The organism is Halopseudomonas xiamenensis, from assembly GCF_014219065.1.
Taxonomy (GTDB): domain Bacteria; phylum Pseudomonadota; class Gammaproteobacteria; order Pseudomonadales; family Pseudomonadaceae; genus Halopseudomonas; species Halopseudomonas xiamenensis.
Genome location: NZ_JACLGO010000026.1, coordinates 23,314 through 43,146, shown reverse-complemented (window position 1 = coordinate 43,146; position 19,833 = coordinate 23,314). Strand labels below are relative to the sequence as shown.

The following is a 19,833-nucleotide window of genomic DNA, read 5'->3' as shown; positions in this document are numbered from 1 at the left end:
TTAAACATGTATGTCTTCAGCTGCTACAAACGTCCGCCCCCCACTGCTGGACAGACTGAAGCGCCAGGCTTCGCCATCCAGGGTGCGGGTCAGTACTCCCTCGTCCCTGAGGAAATTGATGTGGGCCAGGGTCTCGCCCATGGCCATCAACAAGTCGAAACTCCCGCGAATCCGCGGGAACAGAATCGGGCATAGCTCGGCAACGGTCTGGGCCCCACCTTCCAGCGCCGAGACCAGCGCCTCCAGATGGGCATCGTGGTGCTGCTGCAACTGCCCGATGCGGTGATGCAGGCCATGGAATGGCCGCTCATGGGCTGGTAATACCAGCACCCCGTCGGACAGGTTGCGAAAGCGCCGCAACGAGGCCAGCCAATCGCCCAGTGGATTGGCTTCCGGCTCGGTGACGGTGATGCAGACACTGGAGGTAATGCGCGGCAGGATCTGGTCACCGGCGATCAGCAACTGGTCATCTTCGCTGTACAGGCATACATGCTCGGGGGAGTGCCCCGAACCGATGACTACCCGCCAGCAGCGCTGGCCGATCCTCAGTCGGTCGTTCTCCCGCAACCGACGAAAACTGGTAGGCGCGTCGATGTCATAGGCCATCTGGCTGAGCATCGGGCGGAAGGCTTCCACCTGCTCCTGCTGCAGCCCGCAACGTTGGAAGAACTGGGAAAACGCCCAGTTCGGCTCATCGCCCTTGGGCAGAGCAACGAACAGCGCCTGGTATTCACCAAAGCTCATGTAGGCCGGACACTGGAAGCGATCCACCAGCCAACCGAGCAGGCCGCTGTGGTCGTAATGGCAATGGGTGACGATCACCGCCAGCACCGGCGCGCCGGCGAATACCTCGCCAAATACCCTTTCCCACACTTCACGGCTCTGTGGCGTGTTCAGGCCGGTGTCCACCACTACCCAGCCGTGCTCATGGCGCAGCAGGTAGAGGTTGATGTGATCCAGGCCGAATGGCAGCGGCATGCGCAGCCACAATACTCCCGGGGCCACTTCCAGCGTGTGGCCCGGTTGCGGTGGTTCGGCCCAGGGAAAGCTCAGGCTGTCCCTGACCTCGCGCTCGTGCAGGCCCAGGCCGCTCATCAGGCCTCTCCGGCGAATGCAGGCAGGCCAGCCCGGGCCAGCGCCTCGGCAGTGAACGGTACATAGCTGCCGGCCTGGTCGTCCTTGATGAACAGCGGATCGTCGAACAGCTCGGGGTTGTAGCCCTGGCGCTGCAGGTCGATCTTGCGCAGCTTGAAGGTGCTGGTCATATCCGCCATGGCCGATACCCGTACGAACACCGGCACGGCATAGTGCGGCAGGCGGTCCACGGCGAACTCGAAGAAGGCCCGTGGATCGAAGCTGCGGCCCGGCTGCATCAAGACCGCGGCCATGCCGGCACGGCCTTCATGCTGTGGCACCCGTACGCCATAGATGTTGATCAGTTCCAGGCCGGGGAAGTCGCCCAGGGCATCGGCGACTTCCAGGGTCGAGACGTTCTCGCTCTTCCAGCGGAAGGTGTCGCCGATCCGGTCGATGAAGTAGCAGTAGCCGTCCTCGTCGTAACGCAGCAGGTCACCGGAGGCCCACCAGGCATCACCGTCGCTGAACACGTTGCGCAGTATCTTGCTTTCGGTGGCCTCGGCCGAGGTATAGCCCTCGAAACGCCCGGCACCGATGTCCGGCAGGTTGATGATCATGCCCACCGCCTCACCGACTTCACCCGGCTGGCAGTGGATGTAGCGACCCTCGGCATCACGCAGGTGGGTCTGGGTGGCGGTGTCGTACCTGAGCAGGCGCAGATTGGTCTTGTCCCAGAACGGCACCCGGCCGCAGGAACCGACACGGTTGTCGACGTTGAGCACCGCGGCATTGGCCTCGGTGGCGCCCCAGCCCTCGAACACGTCCAGCTCGCCGAAACGTTCGACCCAGCGGCTCCACACATCCTTGCTCAGTCCGGCGCCGAGCATGCAGCGCAGACCATGCTCGCGGTCGTCGGGCTGGGCCGGCTTGTTCAGCAGGTAGCGGCAGATCTCGCCGATGTACTGGAAGATGCTCACCCGGTGCTGGCGGATATCCTGCCAGAACTGGCTGGCGCTGAACTTGCGACGGAACACGATCGATGCACCGGCAGCCAGCGCGGTAGAGGTCACCGAGGTAGCCGCGGCACCGTGGTACAGCGGCAGGCAGCAATAGAAGACGTCCTCGGGAGAGACCTCCAGGGTCACCTCCATGACATCGCCCGAGGTCATCCAGCGCATATGGCTGTATTTCGCCGCCTTGGGCAAACCGGTGGTACCCGAGGTGAAGATGTACAGCATGTCATCCTCGGCCTTGATGCCGGCACGCAGCGCGGCATCGGGGCGTTCACGCGAGGCGGCATGGACCTGGTCGGTGAACTGCTGGTCCAGGCTGGCCGGCAGCGTATCGCGCTGCACCGGCTTTTCCGCATCACTGACCAGCCAGCGCGGGTAATCGGCGGTCTGTTCGGTATCGAGAAAACCGCCCAGGCACTCCTCGCCAATCACCACCGCCCGGGCAGCAGTGGACTGCAGCGCGTGCACCAGGGCACGGCCGGTCAGGTGATAGTTGAGAAAAGCGGTGACGGCACCGATCTTGGTCAGGCCAAACCAGCAGAAGAAGAAGTCCGGACGGTTCTCCATGGCCATGGCGCAGACGTCGCCAGGCTGGATGCCCCGGGCCAGGAAGGTATTGGCGTACTGGTTGGCGCGCTCGTCCACCTCGCGGTAGCTGAAGCGCTGCCCACCGTAGACCAGGAAATCCCGCTCGCCAAAGCGGTCCGCCTGGGTTTCCAGGCGATCGGCCAGGGTATAGTTCTGCAGTGGCTTGATACGGCTGGCTGCCACCGAGCGCAGGTCCAGCTTGGCCTGGGTCTGCTCCCGGCTGGGCAGGCTATCGATGGTGGCTTGTTCTTGTTGTGCCAGGGATGTGCTCATGACAACTCCTCCAGAGAGCGTGCGTCTGCCGTGGGGTAATCGCTGTATCCGGCGGGCCCAGGGGAATACAGGGTGTGACGGTCGAACTCGGCCAGCGGCAGTTGCCCATCGATGCGCACCACCAGGTCCGGGTTGGCAATGAAGTGGCGGCCAAAGGAAACCGCGTCGGCCAGCCCGTCGGCGACCATCTGTTCGGCGCTGTCGGGTTCGAAACCATCATTGACGATCAGTGGCCCGCTGAACTGGGCACGGGCCTGGGCGAACGCATCCACCTTGCGGGTATGCGCACGCATGATGTGCAGATACGCCAGGTTCAACCCTTGCAGCCCGCGCAGCAGCGCATCGAAGGTGGCTGCCGGATCACTGTCAGCGATATCGTTGAACTTGTTGCCGGGGCAGAAGCGCACACCGACCCGCCCCGGACCGATGGCCTCGGCCATGGCCTGCAGCACTTCCAGGGCAAAGCGCACCCGGTTGTCGGCGCGGCCACCATATTCATCGGTACGCTGGTTGGCGTTCTGCGACATGAACTGCATGGGCAGGTAGCCGCTGGTGCAATGCAGCTCGACCCCATCGAAACCGGCCTCACGGGCGTTCAACGCGGCCTGGCGATACTCGCCGATGATCTGGCGGATCTCCTCGCGGCTCAGGGCCTCGGGCTGCTCGGTATCGGCCATGCCCACCACGTCGGTGAACAATTGCACCTCGGCACGTACTGCCGATGGCGCCACCGTGCGACTGCCGCCGGGCTTGTTGTGCCGGGTGGCCACGCGGCCGCAGTGCATCAGCTGCAGCACTATCTGGCCACCGGCGGCATGTACTGCCTCGGTGACCTGGCGCCAGGCATCGATCTGCTGTTGGTTGTAGATCGCTGGCGTGCGGCAATAGCCCAGGCCGTCGGCCGATGGCGAGGTGCCCTCGGCGACGATCAGCCCGGCCGAGGCGCGCTGGGCGTAATAATCGACCATCACCGGGGTCGGCACAGCGGCGTCATCAGCCCGGCTGCGGGTCATCGGTGCCATGACGATGCGGTTGGTCAGCGTCAGCTCACCGAAGCGGGCGGCTTGCAGCAATGGATTCATATGCCCTCCCCCTCAGCGAACACGGATCTTCGGCGCGGGGGTATCAGCCCGCATGCGCCGCAGGAAATGTTCGACCGGTGCCGGCTCAGCTACCTGCGGCAACGCCTCATGATCAGGCGCGCCGGCCCAGAACTGCTGCCAGGAGGGAAACAGCGCATGGAAGGTGCCGTTGTAGGGTTCACGCCCCGGCCAGCGCATCTTCATGTCGCCGATCGGCGGCTTGTTCAGGTCGGTGGCGTACCAGTAGCAGGGCAGCCGGCGGCGGAACAACCACTGGCCATCGATGCGCTCGTAATCGTCCCAGTAGAGCATCTGCATGATCACCCACTCGGCGCCGGTTTCATGCTCGTTCTTCGAATACACCACGCCGATGGCATGGTCCTCGTCGACGAACTCGATGATGTGCTGGCCCAGGTGATGGGAGGTACCGGTGAACTGGTGACGCAGGGTATCGTCCACCCAGCTCTTCAGATGTTCGCGACCGACCTTGCCACCGCCTACACGGATATCCGGGGCGAACAGATTGACGTGGGCATCCAGGTCACGCATGTCCAGTGACAGGGAGTATTTGCCCGCCAGTTGACGGATAGCCTCGATCGACTCCAGGCGATCCAGGCGCTGCGCAAGGGTGTTCTGATCCATGGTATTGCCTTATCAGGTTGGCTGCTGAGGCGGGCCCGCAGGCCCGCGGGTCATTCCAGTACGGTGTACAGATCCGAGCTGCGACCACCATCGACGTTCAGGCTGGCGCCGGTGATGTAGGAGGCTTCGTCGGAGGCGAGGAAGAACACCGCATTGGCCAGCTCCCCGGCCTCGCCGACCCGGCCCATGGGGATGAGCTTCTCGGTGTTGTTGCGCGTCTTGTCGTCACCGAGCATGCCGGCGGTAGCCGGGGTGGCTACCACACCCGGTATCACCACGTTGCAGCGCACCTTGTAGGGCGCACCTTCGGAGGCTACCGCCCGGCTGAAGTTGATTACCGCCGCCTTAGCCGCGGAGTAACCGGACATCCAGGCGGTGCCGAACAGGCCGCAAATCGAGGCGATATTGACGATGGCCCCGCCGCCCTGCTCCTTCATCAGCTGCATCGCGGTACGGGTGCCCCAGAAGGTGCCGTCCACGGTGGTGGAGAAGTTGGCGTGCCAGTCCTCGGTGCTCATGCTGTCAACGCCGCCCCAGGTATAGGCCATGGCGTTGTTGACCATGATGTCCAGGCGACCATAAGTGGTGGCGACGGACTTGATGGCGCCGACGAAGGCCTGCTCGTCACTGACATCGGCTACCCGGTAGTCGGCCTGGCCCCCAGCGGCACGGATCTGTTCGACCACCTTCTGCAAAGGCTCTTCGCTGCGCCCGCAGATGATCACGGTGGCGCCCTCGGCGGCCATCTTGATGGCCGTTGCGGCGCCGATTCCGGAGCCACCACCGGTAACGAAGGCGATCTTGTTGTGCATGCGTGCTGTCATGATGTCTCTCCCTCAGAGGAATGCCGAACCGCCGTTGACGGTGATGTTCTGGCCGGTAATGAAGCTGGCATCGTCACTGGCCAGGAAGGCCGCCACGCGGGCCACTTCGTCGGGCTGGCAGAGTCGACCCAGGGGAATCGCGGCGATCATCGCCTGCATCCACTCATCGGGAATGCCAGCCATCATCGGCGTGTCGGTGGGACCGGGGACAATGGTGTTGACGCGAATCTTCTGCGGTGCCAGCTCGCGGGCCAGGGCGCGGGTCAGCCCCATGACGCCGGCCTTGGAGGCCACGTAATGGCTGGGGCCTTCACCGGTAACCGCACCGGTGCTGGAAAAATTGATGATGGTGCCGGCAGTCTCCTTGGAGACCATCAGGCGAGCCGCTTCACGGGCGCACAGGAAGGTGCCCTTGAGGTTGACGCCAACTACGCGATCCCAGTTTTCCACCGGGGTGTCCAGGAAGCTGTCAACCGAGCCGGTACCGGCATTGTTGACCAGTACGTCGAGGCGCCCGGCCTCGTCACTGATACGCTGCATGGCAGCCTGCACCGAGGCTTCGTCCATGACGTTGCACACCACCGCCCGGGCCCGGTCACCCAGCTCGGCAACACTGGCCTCGATGGCCTCGGCATTGATATCGGCGGCATAAACCAGCGCCCCCCGGGCCACGAATTCGCGGACAATGGCGGCACCCATGCCTTGAGCGGCACCAGTCACAAAGGCAATCTTGTTATCGAGTTTCATCGCTGCTCCTGTTGGCCGATCGCAGTCGACCCATTGACGGTTGCAGCTATGATTCATTCGCGAACAGCGACCAACATCGTCCGTTGAGACTAACCAATCCGGACACCCGGACCGCCTGCCAACACTGGTCTGAACGGACGATGTTGAGGCTTGCCGGCGCGGTGGATGATCGGACAACCAAGAATAAAATCCGGAGCATGCCGTGAACTCGTCAGCCATCCCTTGCCCTACCCAGCGCAAAATCACCTGGCATACCCACTACGCCCTGCTGATGCTGGCGCTGATCTACATTTTCAACTACATAGACCGCCTGCTGGTCTCGATCCTGATCGAACCCATCAAGCTGGAGTTCGGCGTATCCGACACCATGATCGGACTGCTCTCCGGGGTGGCTTTCGCGCTGTTCTATACCGTATTCGGCCTGCCGCTGGGGCGTCTTTCCGACCGTATCGGACGCAAGCCGGTGATCGCCCTGGCATGTATCGCCTGGAGCGCCATGACCATGCTCTGCGGGGTCGCCACCAGCTTCGCCATGCTGTTGCTGTTTCGCATCGGCGTGGCGATCGGTGAAGCCGGCGGATCGGCACCCTCGGTGGCCATGGTGGCCGACCTGTATCCTCCCAGCCACCGCTCCCGGGCGTTGGCGGTCTTCCTCATGGGCCCGGCGCTCGGTGCGGTCTTTGGCCTGGGCATGGGCGGCTGGATCGCCGATATGTACGGCTGGCGCTGGGCGTTCATCCTGATCGGTGCGCCGGGCGTGCTGCTGGGTCTGTTGCTGGCTCTGACCGTGCGTGCGCCGCGCCACCAGCTGGCATCGGCGCAGGAGTCCCAGGAAAGTTTTGTGAAAACCTTCCTGTCACTGGCCAGAACCCCCTCCTATGCACTGATCGTCGCCGCCGGCAGCCTCGCCGCCATCGCGGCCTACGCCGTAGGCACCTGGACGCCGAGTTTCCTGATCCGCTCCCATGGTCTGAGCTTGACCGAAGCCGGCATGTTGCTGGGCGTCGGCGGCGGACTGATGTCAGTGATCGGCACCCTGGTCTGTGGCTGGGCCACCGACCGCCTGGTGCGACGTGACAGCGGCTGGCAACTGGGCACAGCGCTGTTCGGTACAGCAATGAGTATCCCTTTCGGCCTGCTGTTTTTCCTGTGGCCCGCCGGCGCGGTGTTCAGCCTGGGCGAGATGAGCGTACCCATGCCTTTCCTGCTGTACCTGGGTTTCGCATTTTTCGGTGTCTGGTGGTCGGTCCCCTGCTTCGGCGCCATGACTCACCTGTTCCCGGCCTCGAAGATGGCCCAGGGCACCGCCATATTCCTGATGGGCGTGACCCTGCTCGGTGTCGGCCTCGGCCCGCTGGTGGTTGGCGTACTCAGTGATTTTTTTGAACTGGCCATCGGCGCCGAGGCCCTGCGCTATGCGATGGCCAGCACCATGGTCATTCTGGTGCTTCCCTGCCTGAGCCTGGCTCTGGCAATCCCCCGCTATCGTCGGCAGGTGTCCGGTCCGGACCTGCCCACCGCATCCCCTGTGCTTGAAGGAGCCTGAACATGAGCAAGACCCCCAACGCCGACCTGCCACTGCCCACCGGCTGTCACGTCACCCTGGACAACGGACTGACCCTGCACTATCTGGATATCGGCAGCGGTCCGGTGGTGGTCTGGCTGCATGGCAGCGGGCCCGGTGCCAGTGGCTTCAGTAATTTCAAAGGCAACTACCCGGTATTCGACAAGGCCGGTTACCGCAATATCGTCCTCGACCTGCCGGGTTTCGGTCGCTCCGACAAACCGGATGACGTGAAATACGACCTGCAATTCTTCGTCAGCTGCCTGGGCGACTTCCTCGACAAGGCCGGCATCGACCGCTGCACCCTGCTCGGCAACTCGCTGGGCGGCGCCATTGCCCTGGGCGCGGCACTGGCCTACCCCGAACGGGTGGAAAAGCTGATCCTGATGGCCCCCGGCGGCGTGGAGGAACGCGAGACCTACTTCCAGATGCCCGGCATCGTGCGCATGGTCGAGGTATTCGGCCAGGGGCCGATGGGCGTCGAGGAAATGCGCCAGGTCATGAGCCTGCAGCTGTTCGACGCCAGCCAGCTGGACGAGAACCTGCTGAAGGAGCGTGCCGCGGTGGCAGTCACCCAGCCAGCCAACCTGTTCTCCACCATGCTGGTGCCGAACATGACCGAACGCCTGGGCGAGATCCGCGTGCCGATTCTCGGTTTCTGGGGCACCGATGACCTGTTCAACCCCCCGGCCGGCGCCCTGAAGATCCTCGAACACAGCCCGCATGTGCGCTTCATTATGCTCAATCGCTGTGGCCACTGGGTGCAGGTAGAGCACCAGGCGCTATTCAACCGCGAATGCATCACCTTCCTCAACGACGAATGACAATCATGGCCGGGCAACAGGATTGCCCGGCCTTCGAGGTCTATCCCCATGAATAATTCCCACCTGCTGCAGCCTGGCCGGATCGGCAAGCTGCAGCTGCGCAACCGTATCATCATGGCCCCCATGGGCTCCAACTTCGCCGAATCGGATGGCAGCTGCGGCGAACGCATCCAGGCCTATTACGAAGCGCGCGCCGCCGGTGGTGCCGGCCTGCTGATCATGGGCGTGGGGGCCATCGCCTTCCCCGCTGGCACCGCCGAGCCCTACCAGGTCGGCCTGTCGGACGATCGCTTCCTGCCCGGCCTCAGCCAGCTGGTACAACGGGTTCACCGGCACGGGGCGAAGATCGCCATCCAGTTGCAGCATGCCGGCAAGACCGCCGTGCGTGACCTGGCCGAAGGCCGTGAGCTATGGGTGCCATCCCTGCCACCACCGTTCAAGACCGACATGATGGACTCGCTGACCCGCGAGGAGCTGGGCGCCTTCATCAGCTCCGGCAGGCCGAAGAACAAGCCGCAGGTGCGAGTGCTGGACAAGGCCGATATCGCCCAATTGGTGAGCTGGTTTGGCGACGCCGCTGACCGCGCCAGGCGTGCCGGCTTCGATGGGGTGGAGATCCATGCCGCGCATACCTATATCATCGCCGGCTTCCTCTCTGCCTATTACAACAAGCGCGACGACGAGTACGGTGGCAGCCTGGAAAACCGTGCTCGGCTGATGCTCGAGGTGATACGCGAGGTACGTCAACGCACTGGTGATGACTTCGGCGTCTGGTTACGCCTGGATGCCCAGGAGCTGCGCCTGGACGGCGGCATCACCCTGGAGGAGTGCCAGGCCTTCGCCCGGCTGGCCGAAGCCGCCGGCGTGGATGCGGTATCGGTATCGGCGTATGCGGCGACCACCACCGGGGTGGCCTTCACCGAAGCACCGCTGGTGCAGAAGCCGGCGGGCTTTCTTGACTGGGCCGCCGAGGTCAGGAAGGAGGTTGGGATACCGGTAATCGCCGTCGGCCGGCTCGATCCGGCCACCGCCGACCGTGCCCTGGCCGAGGGCAAATGCGATTTCATCGCCATGGGCCGCAAGCTGCTGGCCGATCCGGAACTGCCGAACAAGCTGATCAAGGGTGATGCAGCGGCCATCCGCCCGTGTATCTACTGCTATGTCTGCGTCAGCCAGATCTTCGTCAACCAGCGGGTCAAGTGCGCGGTGAATCCCTTCACCGGCCATGAAGCGCAGAAAGTCATCCTGCCAGCGGCCCAGCCGCAGCATATCGTGGTGGTCGGTGGCGGTCCGGCGGGGCTTGAAGCGGCGCGGCTGGCCAGCCTGCGTGGGCACCGGGTAACCCTGCTCGAACGCAGCAACCGACTCGGCGGCACACTGTTCTTCGCCGCCTTGGCCTACCCGGAGAACGGTGCGCTGCTGGATAACCTGGTGCACCAGGTCAACCAGCTACCCATCGATGTACACCTGGACACCGCAGCCACTCCCGAGCTGCTGCGGGAGCTGGGCGCTGATCAGGTACTGGTGGCCAACGGCGCGCGCCGCGCCGCACCGGACATTCCCGGCGCCGACCTCAAGCATGTGTGGAGTGGCGATGAACTGCGCCGGCTGATGACTGGCGACCGCGCCGAGGAGATTGCCAAAGCCAAGCTATCACTGGCACAGCGGACCATGATGAAAGCCGGCAGTCTGACCGGGGCGACCAACAGCACCGATGCCATCAAGCAACTGTCGAAGCTGTGGATGCCATTGGGCAAGCAGGTGGTGATCATTGGCGGTGGGCTGGTGGGTTTGGAACTGGCCGAGTTCCTGGTCGAACGTGGTCGCCGGGTAACGGTGCTGGAGCCGGACGCCAACCTGGGTCGGGAACTGTCGATCGTACGCCGCTGGCGAGTACTGGATAATCTGCGGCAGCACGATGTCGCCCTGCTGACCGAGGTGCAGATCGACCGCATCGATGGGCGTGCCGTGCATTACCGCACCCAGGACAGCGACAGCCTGCATGTGGCAGCCGATTCCGTGGTACTGGCGGTGGGAGCCGGCCCAGACCCCAGCCTGGCCGATGAGCTGGCCAGCAGCGGTCTGCCCATCCATCGCCTCGGCGACAGTCACAATCTGGGCTATATCGAAGGCGCGCTGCGCTCAGCTACCGACCTGGCACTGGCACTCTAAAGCCATCCCCCTGAGCGGGGGCGCTCCATGGAGGGTCGAGTTCCACCTCGACCCGCGATGCTGGCGGAAACTTCGCAGGCCGGGATGAAACCCGGCTCTTCCAGGGGAGCTGTCTCTGATCGTACCGTCTCATCTACCCCGGGCATAGAAATACGGGTTGTCCAGGCCCGGTTTGCCGTATCGCAGCGGCTCGTTCTGCAGCGTCAATATCTGGCCACCAGCCGCCAGCAGCACTGCGTGACCAGCGGCGATATCCCATTCCATGGTACGACCCAGACGCGGATACAGATCCGCCTCCCCAGCGGCCACCAGGCAGATCTTCAATGATGAGCCGGCGCTTTTCAGCGAGCGGACCTTGCGCCCGGCCAGAAAGGCATCCAGCGCCTGGGCATCCCCATGGGAGCGGCTGGCCACCACTTCCAGCCCCTCGGATGAGGGTTCGCGGCATTCGATGGGCTTGCGTATACCGGCCTCCTCGACAAAAGCGCCACAGCCCCTGGCCCCGGCGAACAGGCGGCCCAACGCAGGAGCCAGTACCACGCCCAGCACAGGTTCGCCAGCTTCGATCAGAGCGATATTGACCGTGAATTCACCATTGCGACTGACGAACTCCCTGGTGCCATCGAGCGGATCCACCAGCCAGAAGCGCTGACCCACCTCGGGTACATGACCCGCAGCGGCAGCCTCTTCGGAAATCACCGGATCAGCGGGCGCGCACTGCGCCAGGGCCCGCAGGATCAGAGCCTCGGCACGCTCGTCGGCCTCGGTCACCGGTGAAGCATCATCCTTGCCTCGCACTTCGAAATCGGAGTGATAGATCTGCAGCACCTGTTCACCGGCGACACGGGTGATATCGATCACCTGCTCAAGCAGCGCTGACATGGCTTCGTTCATAGCTTTCCTCTTTTTTTCAGATTGGTCCAAACGGACTATGCGTCTTTTTTCCGTACCCGCAAGAGTACAGGGACCAACTATCCCCCCAATCAGCAATTGGATATTTAAAGGAGCGGTCATGGCACGTGGTAACCGCCTGCCCATCGGGCAGCTCAATACCCTGCGCATCCAGGCCGTGAAGCTGCGCCTGGCGGGCAATACCCTGAAGACCATCAGTGCCGCCACAGGGCTGTCCTCGCCGACCATCATTGCCGCGCATAAGGCCTGGCAGAACGGTGGCTGGCAGGCCGTCCCCATCCGCGAGCGTGGCCGCAAGATGGGGGAAGGACGTACCTTGAGCGCCGAGCAGGAGCTGGAGATGTACCAGACGCTGGTCGCCACCGCGCCGGAAGCCCACCAGTTGCCATACCTGCTCTGGCAGCTCGAAGCCATGCAGGCGCTGGTCCGTAAGCAGTACCGGATCAGCATTCCCGACCGCACCGCGACACACTACCTGCAACGCTGGCGGCTGAATGCCGAGCGCCCGGCCCGGCGCATCGCCAACGCTCCCCTCAGCGTCCAGCGGTGGCACCAGAGCACCTATCAACAGATCGCCTCCCAGGCCCGGGAGGAAGGTGGTGAGATTTTCTGGGTCGACGACTTCGGTGCGCCGAGCCCCGGCAAGAAACTGCGGCATGGCGTACTCAGGGCCATGAGCAACCGCGGCAAGGTGCTCTGGCTACCCTACGATGGTGGCTTGCGTGCGCCACATCTGGAGAACTTCTTCGACCGCCTGCAGCGCAGTACCGGGCGCAAGCTCTTCGCTCTGCTGCCGGGCATGCAATGGCAGCGTGCAGCCACCTTCAGCGCCTGGGCCAGCAAGCGCACCGAGCAACTGCAGCTGTTTCACCTGCCCCAAGCCACCGACATGCTGAACGGCGCCCAGCAGTTGGCCGAGGATATCCGTCACCACAGCCAACGCGCTACAGATGTGGGCAACGCAGGCGCTGCAGGGCTCCCCGCCAGCCCGCCCGGCAACCCGATGCTGTTCATGCTGCAACGCATATTAAAACTTCAACTCGCGCATAACTCGGCGAATCAGCCCCGATACGCTGAGCGTCGACAACAACAAAAGTCGAAGGAAAAAGCTATGACGTTGACGCACCTGCAGAGACTGGAAGCCGAAAGCATCCAGGCCATGCGCGAAGTAGTGGCCGAGGCCGACAACCCGGTCATGCTGTACTCCATTGGCAAGGACAGCGCGGTAATGCTGCACCTGGCAATGAAGGCCTTCTATCCAGCCAAGCCGCCGTTCCCCCTGCTGCATGTCGATACCACCTGGAAATTCCAGGACATGTATCGCTTCCGCGACCAGATGGTGGCGAAACTGGGCCTGGAGCTGATCAGCCACGTCAATCCCGACGGGCTGGCAATGGGGATCAGCCCGTTCAAGCACGGCTCGCAGATCCATACCGACATCATGAAGACCGAGGGTCTCAAGCAAGCGCTGGATCAATACGGCTTCGATGCAGCCTTCGGCGGCGCACGTCGTGACGAGGAAAAATCACGCGCCAAGGAACGTATCTTCTCCTTCCGTTCCGACCAGCATCGCTGGGACCCGAAGAACCAGCGACCGGAGCTGTGGCATCTGTACAACACCCGCAAGAACAAGGGCGAGTCGATCCGTGTGTTCCCCTTGTCCAACTGGACCGAGCTGGATATCTGGCAGTACATCCATCTGGAAAACATTCCCATCGTTCCCCTGTATTTCGCCGCCCCGCGCCCGGTAGTCGAGCGCGACGGCATGCTGATCATGGTGGACGACGAACGTATGCCGCTGAACCCGGGCGAGGTCCCGATGCTGCGCAACGTGCGCTTCCGCACCCTGGGTTGCTATCCGCTGACCGGCGCGGTCGAGTCCGATGCCGACACCCTGCCGAAGATCATTCAGGAAATGCTGCTGACCCGCACCTCGGAACGACAAGGCCGAATGATCGACCATGACGCCGCAGCATCGATGGAGAAGAAAAAACAAGAGGGGTATTTCTGATGGCTCACGTATCCGACCTGATTGCCGACGATATCGAGGCATATCTCAAATCCCATGAACACAAGAGCCTGTTGCGGTTCATTACCTGTGGCAGCGTCGACGACGGCAAGAGCACGCTGATCGGGCGCCTGCTGTATGAAGCCAAGATGCTCTTCGAGGATCAGCTGGACGTACTGGAAGCCGACTCGAAAAGGGTCGGCACCCAGGGCGGCGAACTGGACTTCGCTCTGCTGGTGGATGGCCTGGCGGCCGAGCGCGAACAGGGCATCACCATCGATGTGGCCTATCGCTTCTTCTCTACCGACCGTCGCAAGTTCATCGTCGCCGACACACCCGGCCACGAGCAGTACACCCGCAACATGGTCACCGGTGCCTCCACCGCCGATGTTGCCATCGTGATGATCGACGCCCGTCGCGGCGTGCTGACTCAATCCCGGCGTCACTCCTTCCTGGCCTCGCTGATCGGCATTCGCAAGGTGGTGCTGGCGGTCAACAAGATGGATCTGATGGACTACTCGGAAAAGGTCTTTAACGAAATCGTCGAGGAATACCGTGAATTCGCCGGCAAGATCAACCTGCCCGAGATCACCGCCATCCCGATGTCGGCACTGCGGGGCGATAACATCACCGAGCGCACCGAGCATATGCCGTGGTACCGGGGCACCACGTTGATGGGCTACCTGGAAACCGTCGAGATAGACGAGTCCCACCAGCAGAAACTGCCCTTCCGCATGCCGGTGCAGTGGGTCAACCGCCCGAACCTGGACTTCCGCGGCTTTGCCGGCACCGTCGCCGCTGGCGTAGTGCAACCGGGCGACCGCGTGCGTATTCTGCCCGCCGGCCGGGAAACCCATATTGCCCGCATCGTCACCCAGGATGGCGACCTGCAGCAGGCCGTGGCCGGCCAGTCGGTCACCCTGACCCTGAGCGACGAAGTGGACTGCAGCCGTGGCGATGTGATCGCCACCGCCAACGAACCGCCGAGCGTGGCCGATCAGTTCCAAGTCACTCTGGTCTGGATGCATGAGCAACCCATGCTCGGCGGACGCCCCTATCTGATGAAGATCGGTGGCAAGACCGTGCCGGTGACCCTCGCCGCACCCAAGCACAAGATCAACGTCAATACTCTGGAGCATCTGGCCGCCAAGGAGCTGGCGCTGAACGAGATCGGCGTGTGCAATCTCTCCTGCAGTCAGCCGGTGGCCTTCGATCCCTATCAGAGCAACCGCGAAACCGGCAGTTTCATTTTGATCGATCGGCTGAGCAACGCCACCGTCGGCGCCGGCCTGATTGACTTCTCGCTGCGCCGTTCGCAGAACATCCATATGCAGCACACCGATGTGAACCAGAAGGTGCGCGCCGAACAACTGGGGCAGAAGCCGGTCCTGCTGTGGTTCACCGGCCTGTCTGGCGCCGGCAAGTCGGCCATTGCCAACCTGCTGGAAAAACGCCTGTATGCCCGTGGCCAGTCCACCTATCTGCTGGATGGTGACAACGTGCGCCATGGCCTGAACCGCGACCTGGGCTTCACCGATGCCGATCGGGTGGAGAATATCCGCCGCGTCGCCGAGGTCGGCAAGCTGTTCGTCGATGCCGGCCTGATCACCCTCACCGCCTTCATCTCGCCGTTCCGCTCCGAACGGGAAATGGCGCGCCAGTTGCTGGGTGATGAGGCGTTTCTGGAAATTTTCATCGACACCCCTCTACCGATAGCCGAAGAACGCGACCCAAAAGGTCTGTACAAGAAGGTCCGTCGGGGCGAGTTGAAGAACTTCACCGGTATCGATTCTCCCTATGAAGCGCCGGCCAACCCGGACATTCATATCGAGACCACCCGGATGTCGCCCGAACAGGCCGTGGACAGGATCATCGCCACCCTGATCGAGCGTGGTCACATCGAGTGAAACCAGGCAGTCCTGCTGGAAAAACAGCAAGTCGAGGGCCTGTTCGCAGGCCCTGCTACCCCGGAGACAGACAATGACAACAAATACCTCTCATCCCGCCCTGGTCAGCGGCCAGGCCTGGTCGGACTTCTGCGACAACCTCAAGCGCTGCGGCGAGCAGATCCTGCGCCCGGAAACCCCGGCCGACGCCGCCACCCGCGCCGAAGGCTTCCGCTACCTGACCCGCCTGCTGCGTATCGGCCTGGAAATGCATGTCGAGTTTGCCGACCCGGCGTTTCCCGGTTTTTTCAAGACCTCCCATGAAACCGCGAAGATCGGCGCGGACAATCCCGACAATCTGTATGAATACGCACGCCTGGACGGCAACCTGGAATACCGCATCAAGGGCAACCGTGGTTCGGTCTACTACCTCAGCTTCGGCACCCAGAAAGGCGGCTATGAAACCGACGGCAAGATGGTCCAGACCGGCTTCATCGATGCCAGCACCCTGGAAACCGATCAGGACGGCAACTTCGAGATCCTCATCAGCCGTCACCCGCAACCGGGCAACTGGCTGAAGGTGGACCCGGCCAGCAACTCGGTACTGGTGCGCCAGACCTTCCTCGATCGCGACACGGAAGTACCGGCGCAGTTGTCCATCGAACGTATCGGCGCCGATGCCAAGCCCGGTCCATTGGACCCGGCCACGTTCGAACAGGCCCTGCAGCGCGTCAGCAGCTATGTGGAAAACACCGCCCGGCTATTCGCCGATTGGACACAGAGCTACCTGGCGCACAGTAATCAGTTGCCTCCGGCCGACCAGGCACTATGTCAGTCGGTGGGTGGCGACCCGAACATCTTCTATTACCACTCACACTGGGCGCTGGCCGAAGACGAAGCGCTGGTGATCCATGTGCAGAAGGTACCCGAATGCGACTTCTGGAACCTGCAGATCAACAATTACTGGATGGAGTCGCTGGATTACCGCTACCACCGGATCTGCTTCAACAAGCACCAGGCCACGTATGACCAGGATGGCGGAGTCACCCTGGTGCTCAGCGAGCGCGACCCGGGGATGGCCAACTGGCTGCAGACCGCCGGTATCCGCCAGGGCACGCTGTGCCTGCGCTGGGTCGGCGCCAGTCAGCAGTGCCACCCGACTACGCGGGTAGTCAAGATCGACCAGCTTCAGGAGGCGGTATGAACATGACCACGCAAACCACACGCCAGGCGCTGGATATCGACCAGTTGCTCAGTGAAGCCAGCCAACGTGCCAACGGACTAAGTCACTTCGGCGATGATAACTATCGACAGGCCCTGGAGGTGTTGGCCGATGCGCTGGATCGCGAAGCCAAGCTGTCAGATACCGGACGTTATCTGATGCGCGAGCGGCTGGTCGGCCAGTTGCTCAACCGGCTGGTGATGGAGGACTACCTGCGCAGGTTCCCGGAAATCACCCGGATAGCCATCGATGATCCGCTGGTCATCGTCGGTCTGCCGCGCACCGGTACTACCATGCTGCAGCGCACCCTGGCGGTGGACCCACGCTTCCACTCCGCCGCCTGGTGGGAAACCCGCTACCCGGCGCCGCTGGAGGGTGAATCCCTGGCCGCGCCCGAGCAACGTATCAGCCAGGCCAAGGCCGAGGTGCAACAGACTATCGAGGCCATACCGCAGATCCTCTCGATCCATCCGTTCGATGCCATGCTCTGCGATGAGGAATTCATGCTCATGGAACATTCGTTCCTGTGTGCGATGGACGCCTACGCCGACGTACCCAGCTACACCCAGTGGCTCGACCAGCAGGACCAGCGCCCCGTCTACACCCAGCTGAAGAAGATGCTGCAATTCCTGCAGTGGCAGAAACAGCAACGCGGAGAAACCGGCGGCCAACGCTGGCTGCTCAAGGCACCCCAGCACCTGCATACCATCGATCTGCTGCTGGAGGTATTTCCCAGGGCGCAGGTGATCCTGACCCATCGCGAACCGGCGCAGACCATCCCCTCAATGGCCAGCATGGCACACACCCTGTGGCAGATGTACAGCGATCAGCCCGACCCCAGATCCGCCGGCATCCAGTGGAACCGTCGCATGGCCCGGGGGATTCGCCACACCATGCAGGTGCGTGACCAGCATCCCCTTGACCGTTTCCTGGACATCCAGTTCGCCGACACTGTGGCCAGGCCGATGCAGGTGCTGGAGCGCGTATACACCTTCGCCAGTATGCCCTTCACCGACAAGGCGCGCGCCGATGCCGAGCAATGGCTGGCGAAGAATGGCCGGGAGAAACGTGCCACGCATGACTACAGCCTGGAGCGTTTCGGCCTGACACCGGAGCAGATGGAAACCGATTACGCCCAGTACCGGGCACGCCACCTGCAGGCCAGTGAGGCCTAGCCGGTTGTCCTCAACAGCTGAACCATCGGGAGTATCTGCACATGCTGGATCTCGAAGCCATCGAACGTATCAAGCAACTCAAGGCGCGCTATTTCCGCGCTATCGACACCTGCAACCTGGACATGCTCAGGGCCATGTTGACCGAGGACGTCAAACTGGCCTTCAAGAGCCCCGCCTACCAGTTCCACCTGGAGGGGCTGGAGCCGGCGCTGGAGTTCTACCGGACCTCCTTCACCCCTACCCGCCTGGCCACGCATAACGGACATACCCCGGAAATCGAGGTCGACGGCAATCAGGCTACGGCACTGTGGTACCTGAGCTACATCTTCATCAACCTCGAAGAAAACACCCATATGCAGGGCAGCGCGATCTATCAGGATCGCTACGTCAAGCGCGACGGCCAGTGGCTGATCGCCGAAACCGGCTACCAGACGCTGCTGGAGACCGTCGAGCCGCTGCCTGAACAGCTGCAGATCACCTCCAAACCAATCAACTGACAACAACAAGAAGGAGTTCGACATGACCAAAGCCGCAAACCTTGTCACCTCGATCAAGGTCGAGATCGATGCCCCGGCCAGCGTGGTCTGGGAGGTACTGACCGATCTGGACAAGTACGAGCAGTGGAACAGCTTCTGCTTCAGCATCCGCTGCGGCATGCAGATCAATGACCCGGTGGAGATGCTGGTGCGCCTGCCGGGTACCGATACCGAGGTACCGGTCAATGAATACCTGGTGGCCTGCGAGCCGGAGCAGCTGTTGTCCTGGGAACAGCGACCAGTGCCGGAAAACAAGGACGCCGCCCGCCGCGATCAGTATGTCGAAGCCATCGGCCCCGAGCGCAGCACCTACTTCACCACCGATCAGTTCCTCGGCATCAATGCCGACACCATCATGGCGGAACACGGTGCCTGGGTGAAACAGGCCTTCGACCAGGTAGCCCGCGATCTCAAACAACGCGCCGAGGCGCTCTACGCCAGCCGCCGCTGAACACGCCCATACAACAAGAGAGGTGCTCCATGCTATTGAAAGACAAGATCATCATCATCTCCGGAATCGGCCCGGGGATGGGCATCAAGCTGGCGCTGCGCGCCGCCGAATATCAAGCCAAAGCCGTGGTGCTGGCAGCTCGCACGCCAACCATGCTGGATGAGACCGAAGCCGCCATCCGCGAGGCCGGCCATGGCTGCGATATCCTCAAACTGCCTACCGACATCACCCAGACCGCCCAATGCGAAAAACTGGCCAAGCTGACAGTGGAGCATTTCGGACGTATCGATGCGCTGATCAACTCCGCCTACGCCCACGGCAACTGGGGGTCGTCCAGCAACTCGCAGATGGATGACTGGCGCAAGACCATGGAAGTCAACCTGTTCGGCAGCATGAACATGACCCAGGCGGTAGTGCCACAGATGAAACAGCAGAAATCCGGCAGCATCGTCATGGTCAACACCATGGCCACCCGCCGCCCCAACCAGATGGAAGCCGGATACGCGGTCTCCAAGGGTGCGTTGAAGACCGCTGTGCAGTACCTGGCTGAAGACCTGGGGCCGTTCGGTATCCGTGTCAACAGCACCTTCAATGGCTGGATGTGGGGCACGCCGGTGATCCAGTATTTCGAGAGTGAAGCCAAACGCCTGGGAGCCAGCGTCGAGTCACTGGTCGAGCAGATCGCCCAGCAGATCCCGCTACGCAAGATTCCCGACGATGCTGACTGTGCTTCCGCTGCCCTGTATCTGGCCAGCGACTATTCCAAGGTCGTAACCGGCGCCCAACTGGATGTCAATGGCGGCCACTACCTGCCCCACTGATCCCCCGCTTCCTACC

The 19,833-nt window shown here is 62.7% G+C and carries 17 protein-coding genes; 10 read left to right on the top strand and 7 right to left on the bottom strand.

What is annotated here, in order from left to right:
- The 6 genes from H6X51_RS15755 to H6X51_RS15730 are packed head-to-tail and all read right to left on the bottom strand — an operon-like array spanning window position 1 to window position 6,246.
- Window positions 1–1,095: an MBL fold metallo-hydrolase gene (locus tag H6X51_RS15755; RefSeq protein ID WP_185268427.1), complete on the bottom strand. Its 1,095-nt coding sequence runs from the start codon at window positions 1,093–1,095 to the stop codon at window positions 1–3.
- Window positions 1,095–2,951, bottom strand: a complete 1,857-nt coding sequence (locus H6X51_RS15750; RefSeq protein WP_185268426.1) for a long-chain-acyl-CoA synthetase — start codon at window positions 2,949–2,951, stop codon at window positions 1,095–1,097. The genes H6X51_RS15755 and H6X51_RS15750 overlap by 1 nt, the downstream gene beginning before the upstream one ends.
- Window positions 2,948–4,033, bottom strand: a complete 1,086-nt coding sequence (locus tag H6X51_RS15745) for an alkene reductase (RefSeq protein WP_185268425.1) — start codon at window positions 4,031–4,033, stop codon at window positions 2,948–2,950. The genes H6X51_RS15750 and H6X51_RS15745 overlap by 4 nt, the downstream gene beginning before the upstream one ends.
- Before the next feature lie 12 nt (window positions 4,034–4,045).
- Complete coding sequence (locus tag H6X51_RS15740) at window positions 4,046–4,675, bottom strand: nuclear transport factor 2 family protein (protein WP_185268424.1); 630 nt, start codon at window positions 4,673–4,675, stop codon at window positions 4,046–4,048.
- Window positions 4,676–4,725: 50 nt separating this feature from the next.
- Complete coding sequence (locus H6X51_RS15735; protein WP_185268423.1) at window positions 4,726–5,499, bottom strand: SDR family NAD(P)-dependent oxidoreductase; 774 nt, start codon at window positions 5,497–5,499, stop codon at window positions 4,726–4,728.
- A gap of 12 nt (window positions 5,500–5,511) precedes the next feature.
- Entirely contained in the window at window positions 5,512–6,246 is a 735-nt protein-coding gene (locus H6X51_RS15730) for an SDR family NAD(P)-dependent oxidoreductase (RefSeq protein ID WP_185268422.1), read from the bottom strand.
- A gap of 271 nt (window positions 6,247–6,517) precedes the next feature.
- Between H6X51_RS15730 and H6X51_RS15725 the strand changes: the two genes are divergently transcribed.
- From H6X51_RS15725 to H6X51_RS15715, 3 genes are read left to right on the top strand one after another with little or no spacing between them, the layout of a single operon-like run.
- Window positions 6,518–7,792: a spinster family MFS transporter gene (locus H6X51_RS15725; protein WP_185268450.1), complete on the top strand. Its 1,275-nt coding sequence runs from the start codon at window positions 6,518–6,520 to the stop codon at window positions 7,790–7,792.
- Window positions 7,793–7,794: 2 nt separating this feature from the next.
- Complete coding sequence (locus tag H6X51_RS15720) at window positions 7,795–8,634, top strand: alpha/beta fold hydrolase (RefSeq protein WP_185268421.1); 840 nt, start codon at window positions 7,795–7,797, stop codon at window positions 8,632–8,634.
- Window positions 8,635–8,682: 48 nt separating this feature from the next.
- Window positions 8,683–10,806: an oxidoreductase gene (locus H6X51_RS15715; RefSeq protein WP_185268420.1), complete on the top strand. Its 2,124-nt coding sequence runs from the start codon at window positions 8,683–8,685 to the stop codon at window positions 10,804–10,806.
- A gap of 129 nt (window positions 10,807–10,935) precedes the next feature.
- Here the strand turns inward: H6X51_RS15715 and cysQ are convergent, their stop codons facing one another.
- On the bottom strand, window positions 10,936–11,700 hold the full coding sequence (gene cysQ / locus H6X51_RS15710) for a 3'(2'),5'-bisphosphate nucleotidase CysQ (protein ID WP_185268419.1): 765 nt from the start codon (window positions 11,698–11,700) through the stop codon (window positions 10,936–10,938).
- Between cysQ and cysD the strand changes: the two genes are divergently transcribed.
- From cysD to H6X51_RS15675, 7 genes are all read left to right on the top strand, one after another.
- On the top strand, window positions 11,687–13,729 hold the full coding sequence (gene cysD, locus H6X51_RS20365; RefSeq protein WP_328795698.1) for a sulfate adenylyltransferase subunit CysD: 2,043 nt from the start codon (window positions 11,687–11,689) through the stop codon (window positions 13,727–13,729). The genes cysQ and cysD overlap by 14 nt on opposite strands.
- Window positions 13,729–15,633 (top strand): sulfate adenylyltransferase subunit CysN, encoded by a 1,905-nt coding sequence (gene cysN, locus H6X51_RS15700; protein WP_185268417.1) that lies wholly within the window; start codon window positions 13,729–13,731, stop codon window positions 15,631–15,633. Before cysD ends, cysN begins: the two co-directional genes overlap by 1 nt.
- Window positions 15,634–15,706: 73 nt before the next feature.
- Window positions 15,707–16,816, top strand: coding sequence for a DUF1214 domain-containing protein (locus H6X51_RS15695; RefSeq protein WP_185268416.1), 1,110 nt, complete (start codon window positions 15,707–15,709; stop codon window positions 16,814–16,816).
- Window positions 16,813–18,009: a sulfotransferase family protein gene (locus H6X51_RS15690; protein ID WP_235991371.1), complete on the top strand. Its 1,197-nt coding sequence runs from the start codon at window positions 16,813–16,815 to the stop codon at window positions 18,007–18,009. Before H6X51_RS15695 ends, H6X51_RS15690 begins: the two co-directional genes overlap by 4 nt.
- Before the next feature lie 41 nt (window positions 18,010–18,050).
- Window positions 18,051–18,506: a nuclear transport factor 2 family protein gene (locus H6X51_RS15685; protein WP_185268415.1), complete on the top strand. Its 456-nt coding sequence runs from the start codon at window positions 18,051–18,053 to the stop codon at window positions 18,504–18,506.
- A 22-nt stretch (window positions 18,507–18,528) separates the two neighbouring features.
- Window positions 18,529–18,996 carry an SRPBCC domain-containing protein gene (locus tag H6X51_RS15680; protein ID WP_185268414.1) on the top strand — a complete coding sequence of 156 codons (468 nt, stop codon included), beginning with the start codon at window positions 18,529–18,531 and terminating at the stop codon, window positions 18,994–18,996.
- A 29-nt stretch (window positions 18,997–19,025) separates the two neighbouring features.
- Window positions 19,026–19,817: an SDR family oxidoreductase gene (locus H6X51_RS15675; RefSeq protein ID WP_185268413.1), complete on the top strand. Its 792-nt coding sequence runs from the start codon at window positions 19,026–19,028 to the stop codon at window positions 19,815–19,817.
- Window positions 19,818–19,833 lie beyond the last annotated feature (16 nt).